Source organism: Mycolicibacterium fluoranthenivorans (assembly GCF_011758805.1).
Taxonomy (GTDB): Bacteria; Actinomycetota; Actinomycetes; order Mycobacteriales; family Mycobacteriaceae; genus Mycobacterium; species Mycobacterium fluoranthenivorans.
The window spans coordinates 17,537-35,449 of sequence record NZ_JAANOW010000001.1; the positions used below are offsets into that span (position 1 = coordinate 17,537).

Genomic DNA, 17,913 nt, shown 5'->3' on the forward strand with positions numbered 1-17,913 from the left:
TTACAACTGCATCACTTGTCACAGCCCGTGACACGCCTGTCACAATAGAGCCGATGTTGGACGCACCCGAACACCCGGAGCCGTTCCTGCCCGACGGGACGGCTGAGCCGACCCAGCCGCAGCGACGCCTGGGTTGGTTGCGGGATGCGCAGCTCACCCCGACGCGGCGCGCCCTGCTCCTGACCGCCCTCGGCGGACTCATGATCGCCGGTGTCATCACCGTCCTGCCCGACACCGCGGCCGGTGGCCGGCTGGCCGGCCTGAGCTCGGGCGCCGGTGGACTGTCCCGCGTCAACAGCACATTCGACCACGCCTCCAGCGGCGCCTGCCTGAACTGGCCCGACCGGGTACCCGATGCCGCCAAGATCGTCGACTGCACCACCGAGCACCGGTTCGAGGTCGCCGAGGCAGTCGACCTGAAGGCCTTCCCCGGCACCGAGTACGGCCCCAACGCCGCGCCGCCGTCGCCGGCCCGTATCCAGCAGATCAGCCAGGAACAGTGCCAGAGCGCCGTCCAGCGCTACCTGGGCGACAAGTACGACCCGAACGGCCGGTTCGCGGTCAGCCTGCTCTGGTCCGGGGAGAAGGCATGGCGGCAGAACGGCGAACGCCGGATGCTGTGCGGCCTGCAGTTGCCCGGCGCCGACAATCAGCAGCAGGCCTTCCAGGGCAAGGTCGCCGCGGTGGACCAGTCCAAGGTGTGGCCGGCCGGAACCTGCCTGGGCATCGACCCCGCCACCAACCAGCCGACCGATGTACCGGTCGACTGCGCGAGCCCACACGCCCTCGAGGTCACCGGCGCGGTGAACCTCGCCGAGAAGTACCCCGCCGGCGTCCCGCCCGACCAGGAACAGGACTCCTACGTCAAGGACACCTGCGCCAAGGTCACCGATGACTACCTGGCGCCGCTGAAACTGCGCACCACCACGCTGACCCTGGTCTACAGCACCATCTCGCTGCCCAGCTGGCTGGCGGGCAGCCACCAGGTGTCCTGCAGTATCGGCACCACGCTGGGCAACGGCGGCTGGTCCACGCTGCTCAACAGCGCCAAGGGCGCCCTGATGATCAACGGCCGGCCCCCGGTCCCGCCGCCGGACATCCCCGACGAGCGGCTGAACATGCCGGCCATCCCGCTGCCGCCGATCGACCTGTCCCAGAACCAGTACTCGGGATCGTCTGACTCCAGCCAGTCCTCGCAGCAGACGCAGTCGACCCAGCAGACCCAGTCCAACCAGCACCTGCCCGGCCAGGCGAGCCAGACGCCCGCCACCCAGAGCACTCAGCCGTCGACGGCCGCGCCGGTGCCGCCGGGGAACACCTTCCTCAACGGTCCGCCGCCTCCCGACCAGGTCGGTGACCAGCCGGTACCGGCTGGTCCGCCACTGGACGGTCCGCCGCCCCCCGCGGACGCGCCCGCCGCACCCGCCCCGGCGGGTCCGGCTCCCGGCCCGGCAGAGCCGGTGCTGCCGCCCGCACCGGTGCAGTAATCGCGCGATGCCGGTACAGATGAACCGGAAACGGTTCGACGAACTGGTGTCGGATGCACTGGACCTCATCCCGCCGGAGCTGGCCGCCGCCGCCGACAACGTGGTCTTCCTGGTGGAGGGTCACCATCCCGAGGAGCCCGATCTGCTGGGCCTCTACGAGGGTGTCGCACTGACCGAACGCGACTCGTCCTACGGCGGCTATCTGCCGGACACCATCACCATCTACCGCGACGCCCTGCTGCAGATGTGCGAGTCCGAGCAGGAGGTGGTGGAAGAGGTGGCGATCACCCTGGTCCACGAGTTGGCCCACCACTTCGGTATCGACGACGACCGGCTGCACGAATTGGGCTGGGCCTGACGACGAAACGACGGGCGATCATCCCGCGTGGGAACCCACCGATGTCGGTGTGCAGTGCTAAGAACGGGTCATGAGCATCAGCGAGGAGCCGAAGGCGGAATCGCGCACGAGTGCTGAATGCCGGGAGTGCGCGGGCGGTCTCGCACACTGCCACGGCACGGTGATCCTGCACATCGGTCAGCGGGCCGAATGCACCGACGACTGCGGCGTCCCGGAGATCGCGCACACCCTGACCATCGACTGCGCAGTCCTCGGGTGCGGTTGCGCCGCGGATCAGCCCATCGGGTCGGGCACCGGGTCCTCGCGGGTGCGCTCCGCGTAGAACGGCGGGCTGAGCGCGCCCCACTGGACGCAACTCCACCGGCCGTCGGTGATCGGGCTGAGCACCACGCTCTCGGTGTTGGCCAGATGGTGATCGAGGGCGAACTTCCCGTCGACACCGGCCAGCACCGCAGCCACCAACCGGATCGCCGCGCCGTGGCTGACCACCACGATGTCGTGCTGCCAGTCGTGGTCGTCGAGGTGCCGCATCCGCAGCCTGGTGAGCACGGGGACGACGCGCTGAAGAACCTGTCTGCCACTCTCCCCGCCGGGCATGGCCGCGTCGATATCGCCCAGCTGCCAGCGTTCGTAGATCGCGTCGAACTGCGCGACGGCGGCCTCGTCGTTGCGGTCTTCCAGGTCGCCGACCTGGACCTCGTAGATATCGTCGAACTCGTGTGGTGTCAGGGTCAGGCCGGCCCCGATGTGTCCGGCCGTCTCCCTGGCCCGGGTGGCCACCGAATGGCCGACCAGGCCGACGGGGTGGCTCCAGTCGCGGGTGAACGTCTGCGCCTGTTCGTGGCCGAGTTCGGTGAGCGCGGCACCGGGTGGGCGGGTGTCGAGGCGTCTTTCGACATTGCCGAACGACTGCCCGTGCCGCACCAGAACCAGCCGCCCGCTCACGATCGCTCCCCCCGTCGAAGTGCCGTCAACCACCGGGTCGCCTCGCGTGCCTTCTCCGATCCCGGCGGGTTCGCCCCGACCGCGGCGCCGGTCGGCCAGGAACCCAGATACCGGACATCGACGCAGCGCCGATACAGCGCCTTGAGCGCCTCGGCGACGGCGTCATCGGCGATATGCCCGACACAATCGAGGAAGAACTTGTAGGTACCCAATTCCGTTCGGGTGGGCCGTGATTCGATGCGGGTGAGGTCGATCCCGCGAATCGCGAACTCGGTCATGGCGGCCACCAGCGCGCCGGGTTCGTTGTCCAGGCTCAGCACCACCGAGGTGCGATCGGCGCCGGTGCGGGCGGGCGGCGGCCCGGGCGGGCCGGCCAGCACGAACCGGGTCCGGGCGTTCGGCTCGTCGACCACACCGGCGGCGAGCACCGACAGCCCGTAACGCTGCGCGGCCAGCGCCGTGCTGACCCCGGCGTCCGCGCGGCCGTCGGCGACATCCGCGGCGGCCGCGGCATTGGATTGGGTGGGAACCACCACCGCCTGCGGCAGTTCGGCGGCCAGCCACCGCCGAACCTGGGCGGCCGCGACCGGGAAGGCCGCGATGGTGGCGACATCAGGGGCGGCCACACCCGCCCGGGCCACGATGCTGAACGCGACGTCGAGGGTGTGCTCGGCGTAGATCTGCAGCGCCGATCCGGTGGCGAGGGCGTCGAGGGAGGGCAGCACCGACCCTTCGATGGAGTTCTCGATGGGCACGCAGGCATAGGACGCCGCGCCGGCGCGGACGGCTTCCAGCGCTGCGGGCGGGCTGTCACACGGCACCGGCGTGAAATCGCCACCACCGCCGGGGACCAGCGCACCGGCCGCCATCTGCAGCAATGCCGCCTCGGTGAACGTTCCCTCCGGTCCGAGATAGGCGATGCGCGGCACGGCTCCAACCCTAGTGGCTCACCGCGGCGGCTCAGGTACGCCGAGAGGAAAACCTTGCGCCGCCCTCAGTCGTATAGTTAAGTAAGGCTTACCTCACTAATCGGAAGGCGGTCAGATGACGACTGTGGTGGCGGCACCGACAACGGCAGAGCGGATCCGCAGCGCCTGCGCCCGGGCCGGCGGCGCGATGCTGGCGGTCGACGGGCTCGAACCGGTCGCCACTCCCGTGCACCACTTGCTCGCCGACGGCTCGTTCGCGGTCACCATCCCCACCGATGGCCCGCTGGCCGGCTCGCTGGTGTCCGCCGGCGCGGGCGGCCTGCAGGCCGTGCTGGAAATGACCGATTACGCGCCGCTGCCGCTCCGCGAACCGGTGCGCTCGCTGGTGTGGATCCGCGGCCGGTTGTTCACCGTGCCCGCCGGCGAGATCCCGGGCGTGCTCGATCTAGTCGCCACCGAACACCCCAATCCCGCTCTGCTGCAGGTGAACACCGAAGGCTCCGCGGGATACGAGACCGCGTACGCGCTGGTTCGCCTGGAGATCGAATCCGTGGTGGTCGCCGACTCGACCGGCGCCGAGTCGGTGGGTGTGGGCGCCTTGCTGGAGGCACTGCCCGACCCGTTCTGCGGCCTGGAGTCGGGCTGGCTGCGCCACCTGGAGTCGGCGCACCGCGATGTCGTGGAACGCCTGTCGGCGCGCCTGCCGATGACCCTGCGCAGCGGCCGGGTCCGGCCCCTGGGCCTGGACCGCTACGGCGTCCAGCTGCGCGTCGAGGACGAGTCCGGTGACCACGATGTGCGGCTGCCGTTCGCCAAACCGGTCGACGACGTCACCGGGCTGAGCCAGGCCATCCGCGTGCTGATGGGCTGCCCGTTCCTCAACGGGCTACGCGCGCGCCGAATCTGAGCACACCGCCGCGACGGTTACCGTGTCTGCGGTGACCTCAGGACTGGACCCAGCGGCCGAACTTCCCCGGCGCACGCTGCGCATCGAGGTCCTCGTCGTCCTTGCGGTCACCTTCGGCCTGAGCGCCTACACCGCGCTGCTCGATCTCATCGAAGCGGTCCTGCTCGGCCTGTCCGGCCGCCATGTCGCGCTGAACCAGCGCCGGTCCCCCTTCGACCTGATCGACTTCGGCCTCAACATGGCCGGTGTCTTCCAGCTGCTCGCCTGGGGCGCGCTGGGCCTGTACCTGCTGTGGCGCAGCGGCTTCGGGCCGAGAAGCATCGGGCTCGGCCGGATCCGCTGGCATCCCGACGTGACCGGCGGCCTGGCCCTGGCCGCGCTCATCGGGCTGCCGGGGCTCGGGTTGTATGTCGCCGCACGGGCGCTGGGCCTGAGCGCCGCCGTCGAACCCGCCCAGCTCTACGACACGTGGTGGCGCATCCCCGTACTGCTGGCGCTCGCATTCGCCAACGGCTGGGCCGAAGAGATCATCGTGGTCGCCTTCCTGATCACCAGGTTGCGTCAGCTTCAGGTCAACCCCATGGCGGCGCTGGCCGTCTCCGCCGTCCTACGCGGGACGTATCACCTGTACCAGGGCTACAGCGCCGGGCTGGGCAATGTGGTGATGGGGCTCGTGTTCGGTTACGTCTGGATGCGCACCGGCAGGCTGTGGCCGCTGATCGTCGCGCACGGCTTGATCGACACGGTGGCGTTCGTCGGCTACTCACTGGCCGCCGGCCACTTGAGCTGGCTGGGCTGAATATGCGGCCGCGACCCGTACATTCGCAGTGGTGAACGACGACCGGCCGCCCGGACCGGAACCGCTGCCGCCGAGGCCGCGGCCACCCCGGCGCGAGCCGTCTCAGGTCATCCGCCGCGACCCCGGCCATCGGCCGCCGCCCGCCTGGCCTCCCGCTCCGCCGACACCGCCACCACCGGCACCCCGGCGGCCGACACCCCCACCGCCGCCGGTCCGTCGTCCGGCGCCACCGCCACCGCCCTCAGCCAAGAGGCAGACCGCACCGCCGCCGCCGCCGGCCCGGCCACGCCGCCGCGGCCGGTTCCGGCGGGCCGCCGCACTTCTCATGGCGCTGATACTGACCGTGCTGGCCGCCGGCGTCGGCGGTGCGGCCTGGTTCGACACCACGCTGCACCGGATTCCCGCACTGACGGATTACCCGGACCGGCCGAGCGCCGGCAAGGGCGTCACCTGGCTGCTGGTGGGTTCCGACAGCCGCCAGAATCTGTCCCCGGAGCAACAGGCCGAGCTCGCGACGGGCGGCGATATCGGCAACGGCAGAACCGACACGATCCTGCTGGTCCACATCGGCGGGTGGGCGTCCGGCGTGCCCACCACCATGGTGTCGCTACCTCGCGACTCCTATGTCGACATCCCCGGCCACGGCCAGGACAAGATCAACGCCGCATTCGCGATCGGCGGCGCACCGCTGTTGACCCAGACCGTGGAACAGGCCACCGGGCTGCACCTGGATCACTACGCCGAGGTGGGCTTCGACGGATTCGCCGAACTCGTCGACGCCGTCGGCGGGGTGACCATGTGCCCGACCGAGCCGATCAGCGACCCACTGGCCGGTATCGATCTCCCCGCGGGCTGCCAGGAGCTCGACGGCCGCAGCGCGCTCGGCTTCGTCCGTACCCGGGCCACGCCCCGCGCCGACCTGGACCGGATGCTGCACCAGCGCGCCTTCATGTCGGCCCTGCTGCATCGGGCGGCCAGCCCGGCGGTATTGCTCAACCCACTGCGCTGGTACCCGATGGGGCACGCCGTCGGCGGGGCACTCACCGTGGATCAGGGCGGCCATGTCTGGGATCTCGCCCGGCTGGGCTGGGCGCTGCACGGGGATACCGTGACCACGACGGTGCCCATCGGCGACTTCACCAACAGCGACTCGGGCTCGGTGGTGATCTGGGACCACGAGGCGGCCGGCCGGCTGTTCGCCGCACTCGCCGCCGACACCCCGGTCCCCGCGGACGTTCTCAACACGGTTGAGTGAACGCCCCAGACGGCCTCAGCAAACTTTTTCGGTTATCGATCGACCCCCCTAACTGGAGTCACTCCAGTTAGGAAACGCTAACCTGAATAAGGGTCACCTTTGCTGACAAGCCCTCTGACCTGCACTATTGTCGTTCCCATGAACGACGCGACCCCACTCGACACCAAATTCAACACCCTCCTGCGGGAGCAGATCCGCAGCGAATTCACCGCGTCGCAGCAATACATCGCCGTTGCCGTGTACTGCGACGGATCCGACCTGCCTCAGCTCGCCGCGCACTTCTATGCCCAGTCCGTGGAAGAGCGCAACCACGCGATGATGCTGGTGCAGTACCTGCTCGACCGCGACCTGGACGTCGAGATCCCGGGCGTCGACGCGGTGCAGAACTCCTTCGACACCCCGGCCCAGGCGCTGCGGTTGGCCCTCGAGCAGGAGCGCACGGTCACCGAGCAGATCACCCGACTGGCCAGCGTCGCCCGCGAAGAGGGCGATTACCTCGGCGAACAGTTCATGCAGTGGTTCCTGAAGGAGCAGATCGAGGAGGTCGCCACCGTCTCGTCGCTGGTCCGCATCGCCGAACGCGCCGGCGCCAACCTGTTCCACCTGGAGGACTTCGTCGCCCGCGAACTCACCCGCGGCGGCACCGACCCGAGCGCCCCCAAGGCCGCCGGCGGAAGTCTCTGATCTAGTCCCGCCCCACCCCGGTCAACCCGTTTTGCAGCCAGTCCTTGGTGCGGCCGGGGTGGTTGGTGGCAACCCAGCCGACCCCGACGTCACGGCAGTACCGGACATCCTCGTAATGGTCGACGGTCCAGCAGTACAGCGCGCGGCCCTGCGCGGCCGCGCGGTCCACCAGTTCGGGGTGGTCCCGCAGAGTGGCGATGGACGGCCCCACCGCCGTGGCACCCACCGTGGTGGCCGCACTGCCGCCCAGATAGCGCGACGTCTCGCCCAACAGCACGGTGGGCAGCATCGGCGCCGCACGACGGATCCGCCACACCGCCGCCGCCGAGAACGACATGACCACGGCGCGGGCCAGATCCGCTGACGGCGGCGCGGCGATCCCGTACCGGTGCAGCAGCGCCAGCACCTTGCTCTCGACAAGGGCGCCGTAGCGCACCGGGTGTTTGGTCTCGATGAAGATCTTCACCGGCCGCTTCCAGTCCAGCACCAGCGTGAGCAAGGCGTCCAGCGTCAGCAACCCGGTATCGCCGGACGCACCGCTCGCACGCCAGCCGGCGTGCCAGGAACCGTAGTCCAGCTCCCGCAACTGGGCCAGCGTCATCTCGCTGACCAGACCGGTTCCGTCGGAGGTGCGGTCGACCCGGCGGTCATGCACGCACACCAGGTGCCCGTCCCTGGTCAGCCGGACATCGCACTCGACGCCATCGGCACCTTCTTGCAATGCCAGCTGATACGCGGCGATGGTGTGCTCCGGACGTTCGGCGGAGGCACCCCGGTGCGCGACGACGAAGGGGTCGCGCACGGCCGGGGAGGCCGATATCGGTTCCGATCCGGCCGGCCCAGTGGCGCCGGCGTCGCCCGCGGTCATACGGCTATGCTGCCGGGTTTTGGTCTTCGGCCTCAACCGCTGGCGCGGATTCGGCGGATTCCTCTTCGGGTTCCTCTTCGGATCGGCCCGCGCCGGGCACCGTCGCGACCATCACCCAGCGCTTGACCGGGCGATCGACGGGCCTGCGCTCGAAGCCCTGGAAGACCTCCAGCACCAGCACCACCGTCGCGAGCGCCAGTAGATAGGCGATCGTGGTGGTGACCGTGTTGTTCGCGATGCCCTGGGCGTCGCTGGCGAAACTGGTGGCGATCGAGAACACCGACACCACCGTGCTGAGCACCCACGCAATCCACCATGCGGTGATCCGCAGGCCGGTACGGCCCTCGGCGCGGGCGAGTTCGATGAGGTAGACCGGCGCCCAGATCAGGTTGACCAGCGGGATCAGACATCCCGCCCACAGCTGCCACTTCGACCGCGGATCGTCGCGGCCGTGGTGCGCGAACACCGCGGCCCGGCGGGCGATGAGCCAATTGGTGAGCACCACCGCCGTCACCACCATCGCGAATGCCGCCAGCACGCTGGCCACCACCCCGCCCCAGGTCACCACCGCCGCGAGTAGGGGGTTCAGCAGCACCGTGCGGTTGATCAACAGCAGGGCGTATCGCGCGATGTGCATCAGCACCGCGAAGCCCAGGAGGGCCATGGCGGTGATGAGGGTGGCGCGGACCATCGTGGCCGACGGCCCACTGCGGGCCCCGGCACCGGTCGTGGTGTCGACGGTGTGCTCGCCGGCCGGGTCGTACAGGCTCCAGCGCGGAATGCTCGCGTAACGCGGAGTGGGCCCCAGGGGCCGGCGGGGCTGCCGGGGTGGCGGCGCCGCACCGGGGCGCACCGCGATCCATTTGAAACCCTGTGGGAGTGGACCGGGCTGCGGCCGGTTTGAGGCAGCTGCCGGGGCGCCCCACCGCCGATCCGGAGGACCTTGCGGCGGCGGCGCCGACGGCAGCGCACCGGGCGCCAGCAGGGTGCCTCGGCATCGCGGGCACCAGACCCGCTGGCGGTCACGGACGTTCCACCGCGTCCCGCACTGAGCGCAGACCTGAATCACGCCGACCAGCCTACGGCGTGCTCAGACCGTGCCGACGGAACCGCCGTCCGGCCCCTCCGGCGCCGTCACCGGCCGGCCGGCCTGTGCCCACGCCAGCATCCCGCCGGTCACGTTGATGGGTTCGAATCCGTTGCGGGCCAGATACTGGGCAACGCGCAGCGAGCGGCCGCCGGCATGGCACATCACGTAGAGCGTCGCGTCCCGGTCGATCTCGTCGATCCGGGCCGGGACGTCGCCCATCGGGATGTGCTGCGCGCCGGCGACATGTCCGCGCTGCCACTCGTCGTCCTCGCGGACATCGAGCAGGACCACAGAATCGTCGAACGTCAGCGGAACGTCGGTCACGTCGGCATGCGCCACGTCGATGTCAGACATGAGCACACATTCTCGCCGGTCCGTCGGGGCGTGCCTGGCAGTGGGTCATACGGTTCCATGCCGACATGTGGCTGCCTCGAGCCAGCAATGAACGGGCTATCCACAGTTTCCACAGGTTCATCCACAGGCACTGGGTGCCACAGAACCCCCGAATGCGTGCGAATCCGCCGATCGGCTGTGGATAACCTGAGCCCGAAACACGCCGCGATCAACAAGGGCGGGCGTGAGCTGAGCGAAAAAGATCGCTGAGCTAACTTTCACGTCCGGTCAATTAGGCCGGGTTCAGATCAGCGTGATCATTCCCCTCGGGGCACAATCTCAAACACGGGTGCCGATTTCGCCCGTGGCGGAACAAGGCTTATGATCACGGTCACAACAGCTGTGTGACAGATCTCACTGGGGGATATTTCGATCGTGCAGGTCAGGAGCTTGTGATGGCAGCGCACCCACTGGGCCACGGGGCAGCCGTGCCCCCGTCCGACTGGCAGGGCCCGGCACGGATGTACGGCAACCAGGCCATGGCCTGTCTGCGCGCCGGCGTGATCGCGCTGGTCCTTCTCGCAGTCCTCGCACTCATCGTATTGACCTGACCGCGGCCGCTCTTATTCCCCGTGTGCGCTGACGGCACACGTCCTTGCGGTGCCAGCCGTCATGAGGCAAGGATGGACTCTGAGCTTGTTGTCGCGATACGCCTGCCATATCCGATGCCGAACTCCACCGCCGATCCAGACGGATCACATGACTAGGAAGGAAGCCAGTGGCTGAATACACCCTCCCAGAGCTTGACTACGACTACAGCGCCCTGGAACCCCACATTTCCGGACAGATCAACGAGATCCACCACAGCAAGCACCATGCGACCTACGTCAAAGGTCTGAACGACGCGCTGTCCAAGCTCGAGGAAGCCCGCGCCAAGGACGATCAGTCGGCCATCTTCCTGAACGAGAAGAACCTGGCGTTCCACCTCGGCGGTCACGTCAACCACAGCATCTGGTGGAAGAACCTCTCCCCCAACGGTGGCGACAAGCCCACCGGCGAGCTCGCGCAGGCGATCGACGACCAGTTCGGTTCGTTCGACAAGTTCCGCGCGCAGTTCACCGCGGCGGCCAACGGCCTGCAGGGCTCGGGCTGGGCCGTGCTGGGCTACGACAGCCTGGGCGACCGCCTGCTGACCTTCCAGCTGTACGACCAGCAGGCCAACGTGCCGCTGGGCATCATCCCGCTGCTCCAGGTCGACATGTGGGAGCACGCGTACTACCTGCAGTACAAGAACGTGAAGGCCGACTATGTGACCGCGTTCTGGAACGTCGTCAACTGGGCCGACGTGCAGGACCGGTTCGCCAAGGCGACCACCAAGACCGGCGGCCTCATCTTCGGCTGAGCTGCCCCGCACCCCCCACGGGACCCCGCACGCGACGAGCGTGCGGGGTCCCTTGCGTTGCGTACCGGTTCGCCTCTGGCACTCGTGTCCTCTTGCGTGCTAGCCACTTCCTGCCTCATTCTGTCCGGATCGACCCACAGCAGTGTCGCCAGCGTTCCAGCACTGTCGGGAGGCCAGATGGATACCGGACCCCAACAAGCGGTGGAGATTGCCCCGTTCCACACCGGTGGTTCCCTCAAAGGATTCGTGGTGTCCGGCCGTTGGCCCGACTCGACCAAAGAGTGGGCGCAGCTGCTGATGGTTGCCGTCCGGGTTGCATCGTTGCCCGGATTACTCTCCACTACAACAATTTTCGGTGTCCGCGAGGAGCTTCCGGACGAGCCCGCACCGGGTACGGTCGGCCTGGTACTCGCCGAGGGGCCAGTGGTCGGTGAATCTGCCGTTCCCCCTGGCTTTTTCGCCTCCCGTCAGCCGCCGGCCCTGTTGATGCTGCACCCGCCGTCGGAAACCACTCCATCACTGCCCGAATGCACCGGTGCGGCTTCGGGTTGCGTGCTGCTGCCGGGTCTGCCACACCTCGGCCTGGAGCACCGGGCCGCCTGGGTGGAAGCGGAGTCCGACGGGACCATCACGTCGATGATCAGCCGCGTGGGAGTCGACCCGATCAGCCATCCGGATACTGCGATCCTGGCGATGCTGCTTGCCGCATAAGGCTTTTCGCACGCCGTCGGAATAAAGTGCGGGCACCCGAACTCGGCTGCCGAGCTGGCGCGGTCACCCGCGGGCGGTTATCGTCGGTGGCATCAGCGAAGGGGAGTAGCCCCCAATCGCCGTGTCGACATACTGGCGAAAGCCCGGCCGGCGAACCGCACCTGAGCTTGCAGGGGTGGTGGGCGAGACCTTCGACCGAATGTCCGGTGCAGCTGCACGCAGCCCGCCGGCGCCGTGTCGAAAGGTCGTCGTCGTGCTCAGTGCCGCACTCGTCAGTCTCGGGGTGGTGTTCGTCGCCGAACTGGGTGACAAGTCCCAATTGATCACCATGACCTACGCGTTGCGGCACCGCTGGTGGGTGGTGCTCTCCGGCGTCGGCATCGCCGCCTTCCTGGTGCACGGTCTCTCCGTCACCATCGGCCACTTCCTGGGCCTGACCCTGCCGCAACGGCCTATCGCGTTCGCGGCAGCCATCGCCTTCCTCCTGTTCGCCGCGTGGACCTGGCGCGACAGCCGTGCCAAAGACGACGACACCCAGGAAGTCCGGGTCGCCGAGCCGCGGTTCATCGTGTTCGCCGTCGTCTCCTCCTTCGTGCTCGCCGAACTCGGCGACAAGACGATGCTGGCGACGGTGGCGCTGGCCAGCGACCACAACTGGGCCGGCGTGTGGATCGGGGCCACCATCGGGATGGTGGCCGCCGACGGTGTCGCGATCGCGGCGGGCGCACTGCTGCACCGACGGCTGCCCGAGCGCTTCCTGCACGGCATGGCTGCGGTGATCTTCGCCCTGTTCGGCTTCTGGCTGCTGTTCGACAACGCGCTCGGCCTGCGCTGGCTGGCGGTCGCGGTCACCGGCACCGTGGCGGTCACGGCCATCGGTACCGCGGCGGTGCGCTACCGGCGCACACGCGTGGTTTCCGCTGCCGAAAGCGGCTCCGCGCCACTGGATTCGTCGCCCGAACGCCACTGAACGACTACTGGCTACTGCCCCTCGCCCCGATCGCCTCCGAGATCGGCCGTGGCGCCCGCATATTCACGTGGCCATAAGCCGACCTACGCAGGGGGCTAACCATATTTCGCCAGCGCGCACAGCAAATCCGAGTTCCCGCTTTGCTGCGGGTAGCACTCCCGGCTGGGCGCACACCATGGGCAAGCTGTGACAATCCGTCCCGGTGTGCCGATACGGGCAAAACAACGCATACGTCATTTTTTCGTTCGCCGGACCGGCGGTCCTGGGTTTTCAAAACTCCCTGAGATGCTGCTGGGGGGCCCCGCGGAGTATGCTGCGCGAGTGGGTTGAGACTTTTCAGTGGTTTGCACTTGGTTGTGGCGATAAGTCTCGCTACGATGATCAGCAAATACGAGACTAACGTGCACCGCTCGTGAGTTATGTGGAGGAAAGTAGATGAGCAAGACGTTCGCCGCCCGGCTAAACCGGTTGTTCGAGACGGTTTACCCGCCAGGGCGCGGTCCGCACACATCTGCTGAGGTCATCGGCGCGTTGAAGGCTGAAGGCGTCACGATGTCGGCTCCTTACCTGTCGCAGCTTCGTTCGGGCAACCGCACGAATCCCTCGGTCACGACGATGGCCGCGCTGGCCAACTTCTTCCGGATCAAGCCGGCGTACTTCACCGATGACGAGTACTACGAGAAGCTCGACAAAGAGCTGAGCTGGCTGGCCAACATGCGCGACGAAGGTGTGCGCCGCATCGCCGCCCGCACCGTCGGGCTCTCCCCCGAGTCGCAGCAGGATCTCGCCCTCAAGGCCGACGAGCTGCGCCGCAAGGAGAACCTCGACAGCTGACCCGGCTGCGGCCCGGTCCACGAGAACGTCACCACACGGTGTCATCGCGCGTCTAACGCGCGGTGGCACCGTGTGTGCGTTCGAGGTCGCAGTACTGCTCGGCGATCGCCAGAATCCACTCCCGATCCGAGAACGTCGGAGGCTGACGCAGCCAGTTGAGCCCGGGAAACTCCCGGTTGGCGGCGTCACGGTCTGCACCGCGCCCGTCGTAGATCCACTGCGCGATGCCCCTGGCTTGTTCGGTGGCCGGCACCGGCGGACCCTCCAGCTCGGCGATGTCCACGAATTCGTCGGGATCGTCGTCGTGGTCGTCAGCCAGCTGCCGCGCCGCCGATCCGTGGGCCTGGACGCGCCGGCGGACGGTCTCGGCCGCGGTGGCTTCCAGATACAGCGAGTCGGAGATCAGGGACATCTGTTCGGCCACCCGGAACAGCAGGGGCCCCCGCGGGCGCACACCGATACCCACATCCGGGTGCCGGGCACTGAGCTCGGCCAGCAGTGGCGAAACCGTGCGCAGTTCACGTCGGGCTCCGAACCAGTCCTCGATACTCGGCAACAGGGATCCGCCTGCGACCACCAGCATGGCGCACCCGAGCAGCGTCGCCGCAGATCCGACCCCGAGCAGGTCGGTGTTACCGAGGGCCCGGAGCAGGAAGAAGGCACTGGCCAGGATGATCAGCACGATTCCGATGCTGAACACGAACAGCGCGCGCCCGCGCCGGGTGCGGTTGGAGTGCCGTACACCCGCCCATGCCACCAGCGTCAGCGCCAACAACACGTAGAGCATCGGCAGCAGCCACGCCGACCAGCCGCCCGCCGAGCCCAGGTTGCGGCGCAGGTACTCCTGCGGCGCCATCTCCGGCTCCTGCCCCGAGACGAAGAACCCGACCATCGTGCCCACCGCGATGGCGAGCGCCACCAGGTACTGCGCGATGGCAATCCGCCGGATCGTCACCGGCTTACGGTCCGAGGCCACCGTGGTGATCATGACGCAGCTGCCCGCCGCACAGGAGATCAGCGCCACCTGGCTGAGCGCGACGGCGATATTGGGCCAGTGCAACGCCGTGTCGATCAGCAGGGTCAGCGGCTGCCAGTTCAGGGCCGCGACGGTGCCCAGACTGCCCAGCGCCAGGATCATGGCGCTGCTGACCAGGGATTGCTTGTTGACCAGAGCCCATCCGATACGCAAGCCGGTCGCCAGTCCGAGGAGACCGGCGATCACCCAGACGATCAACCAAATGCCTCTCCGAGCCGCACCTGCACAATCGACGATCGATCGGACGGCAGCCGGCCGAGACGGTAGATCAGCAGTGCGGCGAAATCCTCCGCCTCCTGCTCGGCGTCCTCGCCGGCAGGTCCCATGCAACCGGTCCGCTGGTTGAGCATGTAGCCGATGAGGTCAGATCCGGCCAGTTCCATGGTTCCGCGGGCCGCCTCCACCACGGAGATGCCGTCATGCCCCAGCACGAGGTGGCCGAGCTCGTGGGCCAGGGTGCGGTCCCAGGCAGGCAACCCTTTTTGGATCAGAAACACGTCGTGGTCAGCGTACTGACGCCATTGTCCACAGACACCGGCCGGCAGATCCGCCATCTTCAGTTCGATCGGGCGGCCGCGGTCGGCACTGACTGCCTCGACCAACCGTGGCAGGGACACCTCTCCCTTCCGCGGGGCAAGATCCAGTACGGCACTGACAGCCCTGGTCACACTGCGACTAGCAGGCATTTCGACCTCCTTCCGGTACTTTCCACTATGGCGGTGCAGCGCCGCGTAGGCGAGCACTTCCGGTCAACTCGTGAACCGCGCCGACCGGGCCGATCGCGAGGCGAGCGCCGACCGGGCCTGGCGGTACCCAATGATCCCACCCGCTCCCGTCAGCAACATGATCCCCGCGAAACCGGGAGCGGCAACCGCAACCACCTGCGAGGTGCCGGCTGTGCGCAGGTATTCGCCGTATCCCACCCGGTAGGAGGCCGGCACCACAGGATTGTCGACGGCCTGAATCGGTGACCGCGGTGGTTCTGAGGGAGAGCGCGGAGCGCTCGGGGCCCGCGGCGCGGCAGGGGGCGGGGCTCCGGATCCCCCGGCCGCCGCTCCGCCGCCGCCACCGCCCGCCGCCGGTGGCACGACGATCTGTGGCACCGACACCGGTGGCAGCGGCACGCCGGCGGCCAACCCAGGCAAGATATCGACCACATCGGGAAGGGCGGGCACCACCGGAACTTCACCGTTGGGGGTCCACTGGGGGGCCGGTGCGGGCAGTCGCATCACCGGGGGCCGCGACGGACGTCCGGACGGCGGTTTCGGGGCCCCGCTGCCGACCCCGCCGTTCCCGTTACCCGGGGAGACCACGACCGGTTTGGGCCACCACCAGGGCAGGCAGTGGTGGCCGTTCTCATCGCAATCGTCCGGATCGTCCGGGTCCTCGGGATCGTCCGGGTTCTCGGGATCCAGCCCAGGGTCCGGCGGATCCGCGACCGTCGACGGCAAGGTGGAGCCCAGGGGCGGCTGGGCGGTGACCGGCGGGAGCGCCGGAGGCGACGCACCCGCTCCGGTGTTTCGTTCGCCGGCGGCTCCCGAAGACGCGCCGCCCGGGCCGCGATCGACGGTCTCGGATTGTTTGCTGGAAGTGCCGCCTCTGGTGCTTTCCCCAGCATCCGAGGGCGCCGCGTCCCGGCCGTTCCCGATGACCACCCGGGGGGGCTGCGGGTGCCGCCCGGGCCGGTCGGGACGACTGCTCCCCGTGCCGTCGACGGCAGTCGGCCCCGCCGCGTCCGAGGGGGCGTCGCCGATGGTGCCGCCGGTCGTCCCCGCACCGCCTGCACCATCGGTTTCGTCCGGGTTGGCAAACGCCAGTGCGCCGCCGGCACCACCGACGAACAGGCCGGAAACCATCAGACAGGCTGCCGCCGCGACTCGCACCCGCGACACCACGTCGTCACCACCCCTCACGGCACCGCACTGTGTGGCGGCAGAAATTTACCCGATTGTCGCACACCGGGGTCAAATTGTTTGCTGAGAGACCAAATGTGCTACCACCAGAGGACACCGGCGGCCGATGCATGTTACGGGCGATAGTGTTGGCCACACTGCCGTCCTGCGACCGCGGTAGTCGATGAGATATTGGGAGGCAACGCCGATGGGCCTGTTCACGCGACGCAAGAGCCGGGCGATCCGCCGGGCTGAGGCCCGCGCCATCAAGCGCTCCATCAAGACAAAGGCCAAGCTGGAGGCCAAACTCGCGGCCAAGAACGACGCCCGCCGCGTCAAAGCCGATCGCAAGGAGCAGTCCCGGGCGCTCAAGTCCCAGATCAAGGCCCAACGAGACAGCGATCGCACAGCACTCAAAGTTGCTGAAACGCAGCTCAAGGCCGCCCGTGAGGGCAAGTTGCTCTCACCCAGCAGGATTCGCCGGACATTGACGGTGTCACGCCTGCTCGCGCCGATTCTCGTGCCGCTGGCCTATCGCGTCGCGGTGACCGCACGGGGCTTGATCGACCAGCGCCGCGCCGATCGCCTTGGCGTTCCGCTGAGCCAGCTCGGCCAGTTCTCCGGGCACGGTGCGGCCCTGTCAGCGCGGATCGCCGGTGCCGAGCAGACGCTGCGGCAGGTGGCCGCCAAGAAGCCCAAGGACGCCGAGACCAAACAGTTCGTCACGGCGATCACCGACCGGCTGACCGACCTGTCCGCCGCGGTCACCGCCGCCGAGAACATGCCTTCGGAGCGCCGCCGCGCGGCACACGCCGCCATCGCCGCCCAACTCGACGGTGTCGACGCCGACCTTCTGGCGCGCCTCGGACTCGGCTGAGACACCCATGACCGCCGCATCACCCCGTCGCCCTGCGCTTCTGCGCGGTGGTGCCGTCGGGGCGCTGACGGCGGCCTTGGCCCTGGCCGCGCACGGAGCCGCGTCCGGCATGTTCCCCGCGGGCGCGGCAACCGCCCAGCTCCTGGTCCTGGCCGGTGCGGTGGGAGCGGTGGCGTCCACCGCCCGCAGGGGCTTCTGGCCCCTGCTGACGGTGCTGGCGGCCGGTCAGGCGCTCGGCCATCACCTGCTCGGCGTCGGGGATCACCCGCACGCCTGGGCGCACCCCCTGACGATGCTGGCCGCTCACCTCGCCGCGGTGCTGGCGGGGGCACTTCTGATCGGGGCGGGTGAACGGCTGTGCGCCGCACTGTCGCGCGCCGTCGCGGCCATCGCAGGCCCGGTATCGCTACCCGTGGCGCCTACCACCTTGACCTATCGCGCCGAGGGCCAACCGCTGCACTCGGTTTCGTTGTTGCGGTCATCGATATCGCATCGAGGTCCGCCGGTCCCGGCTTGACCGCCGACCCCCGACCCGC

22 protein-coding genes are annotated in these 17,913 nt (G+C 68.7%); 14 read left to right on the forward strand and 8 right to left on the reverse strand.

What is annotated here, in order from left to right; translation table 11 throughout:
* Positions 1–44 precede the first annotated feature (44 nt).
* The 3 genes from FHU31_RS00085 to FHU31_RS00095 all read left to right on the forward strand — a co-directional run bounded on the left by FHU31_RS00085 (position 45) and on the right by FHU31_RS00095 (position 2,167).
* Complete coding sequence (locus FHU31_RS00085; protein WP_409371201.1) at positions 45–1,487, forward strand: septum formation family protein; 1,443 nt, start codon at positions 45–47, stop codon at positions 1,485–1,487.
* Positions 1,488–1,494: 7 nt separating this feature from the next.
* Positions 1,495–1,845, forward strand: coding sequence for a metallopeptidase family protein (locus FHU31_RS00090; protein ID WP_167154358.1), 351 nt, complete (start codon positions 1,495–1,497; stop codon positions 1,843–1,845).
* Positions 1,846–1,915: 70 nt separating this feature from the next.
* A complete protein-coding gene (locus tag FHU31_RS00095) occupies positions 1,916–2,167 on the forward strand; it encodes a hypothetical protein (RefSeq protein ID WP_167154361.1) in 252 nt (83 codons plus the stop codon).
* On the opposite strand, the gene FHU31_RS00100 is transcribed toward FHU31_RS00095, so the two are convergent.
* Together FHU31_RS00100 and pheA are read right to left on the reverse strand one after the other, a co-directional pair.
* Entirely contained in the window at positions 2,119–2,790 is a 672-nt protein-coding gene (locus FHU31_RS00100; protein ID WP_167154364.1) for a histidine phosphatase family protein, read from the reverse strand. The genes FHU31_RS00095 and FHU31_RS00100 overlap by 49 nt on opposite strands.
* A complete protein-coding gene (gene pheA, locus FHU31_RS00105) occupies positions 2,787–3,719 on the reverse strand; it encodes a prephenate dehydratase (protein WP_167154366.1) in 933 nt (310 codons plus the stop codon). The genes FHU31_RS00100 and pheA overlap by 4 nt, the downstream gene beginning before the upstream one ends.
* 115 nt (positions 3,720–3,834) lie before the next feature.
* Between pheA and FHU31_RS00110 the strand changes: the two genes are divergently transcribed.
* From FHU31_RS00110 to FHU31_RS00130, 4 genes are all read left to right on the forward strand, one after another.
* Complete coding sequence (locus FHU31_RS00110) at positions 3,835–4,626, forward strand: DUF2470 domain-containing protein (protein ID WP_167154369.1); 792 nt, start codon at positions 3,835–3,837, stop codon at positions 4,624–4,626.
* Between the two features lie 31 nt (positions 4,627–4,657).
* Positions 4,658–5,425, forward strand: a complete 768-nt coding sequence (locus FHU31_RS00115) for a CPBP family intramembrane glutamic endopeptidase (protein ID WP_167154373.1) — start codon at positions 4,658–4,660, stop codon at positions 5,423–5,425.
* A gap of 31 nt (positions 5,426–5,456) precedes the next feature.
* A complete protein-coding gene (locus FHU31_RS00125) occupies positions 5,457–6,680 on the forward strand; it encodes an LCP family protein (RefSeq protein ID WP_409371193.1) in 1,224 nt (407 codons plus the stop codon).
* A gap of 138 nt (positions 6,681–6,818) precedes the next feature.
* Complete coding sequence (locus FHU31_RS00130; RefSeq protein ID WP_167154382.1) at positions 6,819–7,364, forward strand: ferritin; 546 nt, start codon at positions 6,819–6,821, stop codon at positions 7,362–7,364.
* 1 nt (position 7,365) lies between these two features.
* On the opposite strand, the gene FHU31_RS00135 is transcribed toward FHU31_RS00130, so the two are convergent.
* Genes FHU31_RS00135 through FHU31_RS00145 form a run of 3 tightly spaced genes read right to left on the reverse strand, consistent with a single transcriptional unit; the run spans position 7,366 to position 9,676 of the window.
* On the reverse strand, positions 7,366–8,232 hold the full coding sequence (locus FHU31_RS00135; protein ID WP_208410096.1) for a glycerophosphodiester phosphodiesterase: 867 nt from the start codon (positions 8,230–8,232) through the stop codon (positions 7,366–7,368).
* A 4-nt stretch (positions 8,233–8,236) separates the two neighbouring features.
* Positions 8,237–9,301, reverse strand: a complete 1,065-nt coding sequence (locus FHU31_RS00140; protein ID WP_167154385.1) for a DUF4328 domain-containing protein — start codon at positions 9,299–9,301, stop codon at positions 8,237–8,239.
* A gap of 21 nt (positions 9,302–9,322) precedes the next feature.
* Positions 9,323–9,676, reverse strand: a complete 354-nt coding sequence (locus FHU31_RS00145) for a rhodanese-like domain-containing protein (RefSeq protein ID WP_167154388.1) — start codon at positions 9,674–9,676, stop codon at positions 9,323–9,325.
* 434 nt (positions 9,677–10,110) lie between these two features.
* On the opposite strand from FHU31_RS00145, the gene FHU31_RS00150 reads away from it, so the two are divergent.
* From FHU31_RS00150 to FHU31_RS00170, 5 genes are all read left to right on the forward strand, one after another.
* Positions 10,111–10,266, forward strand: coding sequence for a hypothetical protein (locus FHU31_RS00150; protein ID WP_167154391.1), 156 nt, complete (start codon positions 10,111–10,113; stop codon positions 10,264–10,266).
* Between the two features lie 167 nt (positions 10,267–10,433).
* Entirely contained in the window at positions 10,434–11,057 is a 624-nt protein-coding gene (locus tag FHU31_RS00155; RefSeq protein WP_090362005.1) for a superoxide dismutase, read from the forward strand.
* Between the two features lie 177 nt (positions 11,058–11,234).
* The gene (locus tag FHU31_RS00160) at positions 11,235–11,768 is read left to right on the forward strand and encodes a peptidase (protein WP_167154394.1); all 534 of its coding nucleotides are present in this window, start codon (positions 11,235–11,237) and stop codon (positions 11,766–11,768) included.
* Positions 11,769–12,021: 253 nt separating this feature from the next.
* Positions 12,022–12,738 carry a TMEM165/GDT1 family protein gene (locus FHU31_RS00165; protein WP_167154397.1) on the forward strand — a complete coding sequence of 239 codons (717 nt, stop codon included), beginning with the start codon at positions 12,022–12,024 and terminating at the stop codon, positions 12,736–12,738.
* A gap of 435 nt (positions 12,739–13,173) precedes the next feature.
* Positions 13,174–13,572, forward strand: coding sequence for a helix-turn-helix domain-containing protein (locus FHU31_RS00170; protein ID WP_090362012.1), 399 nt, complete (start codon positions 13,174–13,176; stop codon positions 13,570–13,572).
* A gap of 52 nt (positions 13,573–13,624) precedes the next feature.
* Here FHU31_RS00170 and FHU31_RS00175 read toward each other — a convergent pair whose 3' ends face one another.
* The 3 genes from FHU31_RS00175 to FHU31_RS00185 form a co-directional block, all read right to left on the reverse strand.
* Positions 13,625–14,806, reverse strand: a complete 1,182-nt coding sequence (locus tag FHU31_RS00175; protein ID WP_167154400.1) for a hypothetical protein — start codon at positions 14,804–14,806, stop codon at positions 13,625–13,627.
* A complete protein-coding gene (locus FHU31_RS00180) occupies positions 14,803–15,294 on the reverse strand; it encodes an ImmA/IrrE family metallo-endopeptidase (protein WP_090362230.1) in 492 nt (163 codons plus the stop codon). Before FHU31_RS00180 ends, FHU31_RS00175 begins: the two co-directional genes overlap by 4 nt.
* A 63-nt stretch (positions 15,295–15,357) precedes the next feature.
* Complete coding sequence (locus FHU31_RS00185) at positions 15,358–16,521, reverse strand: hypothetical protein (RefSeq protein ID WP_167154404.1); 1,164 nt, start codon at positions 16,519–16,521, stop codon at positions 15,358–15,360.
* A 187-nt stretch (positions 16,522–16,708) separates the two neighbouring features.
* Here FHU31_RS00185 and FHU31_RS00190 point away from each other — a divergent pair, with 187 nt between their 5' ends.
* Positions 16,709–17,377, forward strand: a complete 669-nt coding sequence (locus tag FHU31_RS00190) for a DUF6474 family protein (protein WP_167154407.1) — start codon at positions 16,709–16,711, stop codon at positions 17,375–17,377.
* 7 nt (positions 17,378–17,384) lie between these two features.
* Positions 17,385–17,894, forward strand: a complete 510-nt coding sequence (locus FHU31_RS00195) for a hypothetical protein (protein ID WP_167154410.1) — start codon at positions 17,385–17,387, stop codon at positions 17,892–17,894.
* The last annotated feature ends 19 nt before the right edge of the window (positions 17,895–17,913 follow it).

Coding starts and splice junctions, on each gene's coding strand:
- FHU31_RS00170 (WP_090362012.1), top strand. CDS start 13,174: ATGAGCAAGACGTTCGCCGCCCGGCTAAACCGGTTGTTCGAGACGGTT.
- FHU31_RS00135 (WP_208410096.1), bottom strand. CDS start 8,232: ATGACCGCGGGCGACGCCGGCGCCACTGGGCCGGCCGGATCGGAACCG.
- FHU31_RS00110 (WP_167154369.1), top strand. CDS start 3,835: ATGACGACTGTGGTGGCGGCACCGACAACGGCAGAGCGGATCCGCAGC.
- FHU31_RS00130 (WP_167154382.1), top strand. CDS start 6,819: ATGAACGACGCGACCCCACTCGACACCAAATTCAACACCCTCCTGCGG.
- FHU31_RS00160 (WP_167154394.1), top strand. CDS start 11,235: ATGGATACCGGACCCCAACAAGCGGTGGAGATTGCCCCGTTCCACACC.
- FHU31_RS00195 (WP_167154410.1), top strand. CDS start 17,385: ATGACCGCCGCATCACCCCGTCGCCCTGCGCTTCTGCGCGGTGGTGCC.
- FHU31_RS00190 (WP_167154407.1), top strand. CDS start 16,709: ATGGGCCTGTTCACGCGACGCAAGAGCCGGGCGATCCGCCGGGCTGAG.
- FHU31_RS00090 (WP_167154358.1), top strand. CDS start 1,495: ATGCCGGTACAGATGAACCGGAAACGGTTCGACGAACTGGTGTCGGAT.
- FHU31_RS00145 (WP_167154388.1), bottom strand. CDS start 9,676: ATGTCTGACATCGACGTGGCGCATGCCGACGTGACCGACGTTCCGCTG.
- FHU31_RS00150 (WP_167154391.1), top strand. CDS start 10,111: ATGGCAGCGCACCCACTGGGCCACGGGGCAGCCGTGCCCCCGTCCGAC.
- FHU31_RS00180 (WP_090362230.1), bottom strand. CDS start 15,294: ATGCCTGCTAGTCGCAGTGTGACCAGGGCTGTCAGTGCCGTACTGGAT.
- FHU31_RS00095 (WP_167154361.1), top strand. CDS start 1,916: ATGAGCATCAGCGAGGAGCCGAAGGCGGAATCGCGCACGAGTGCTGAA.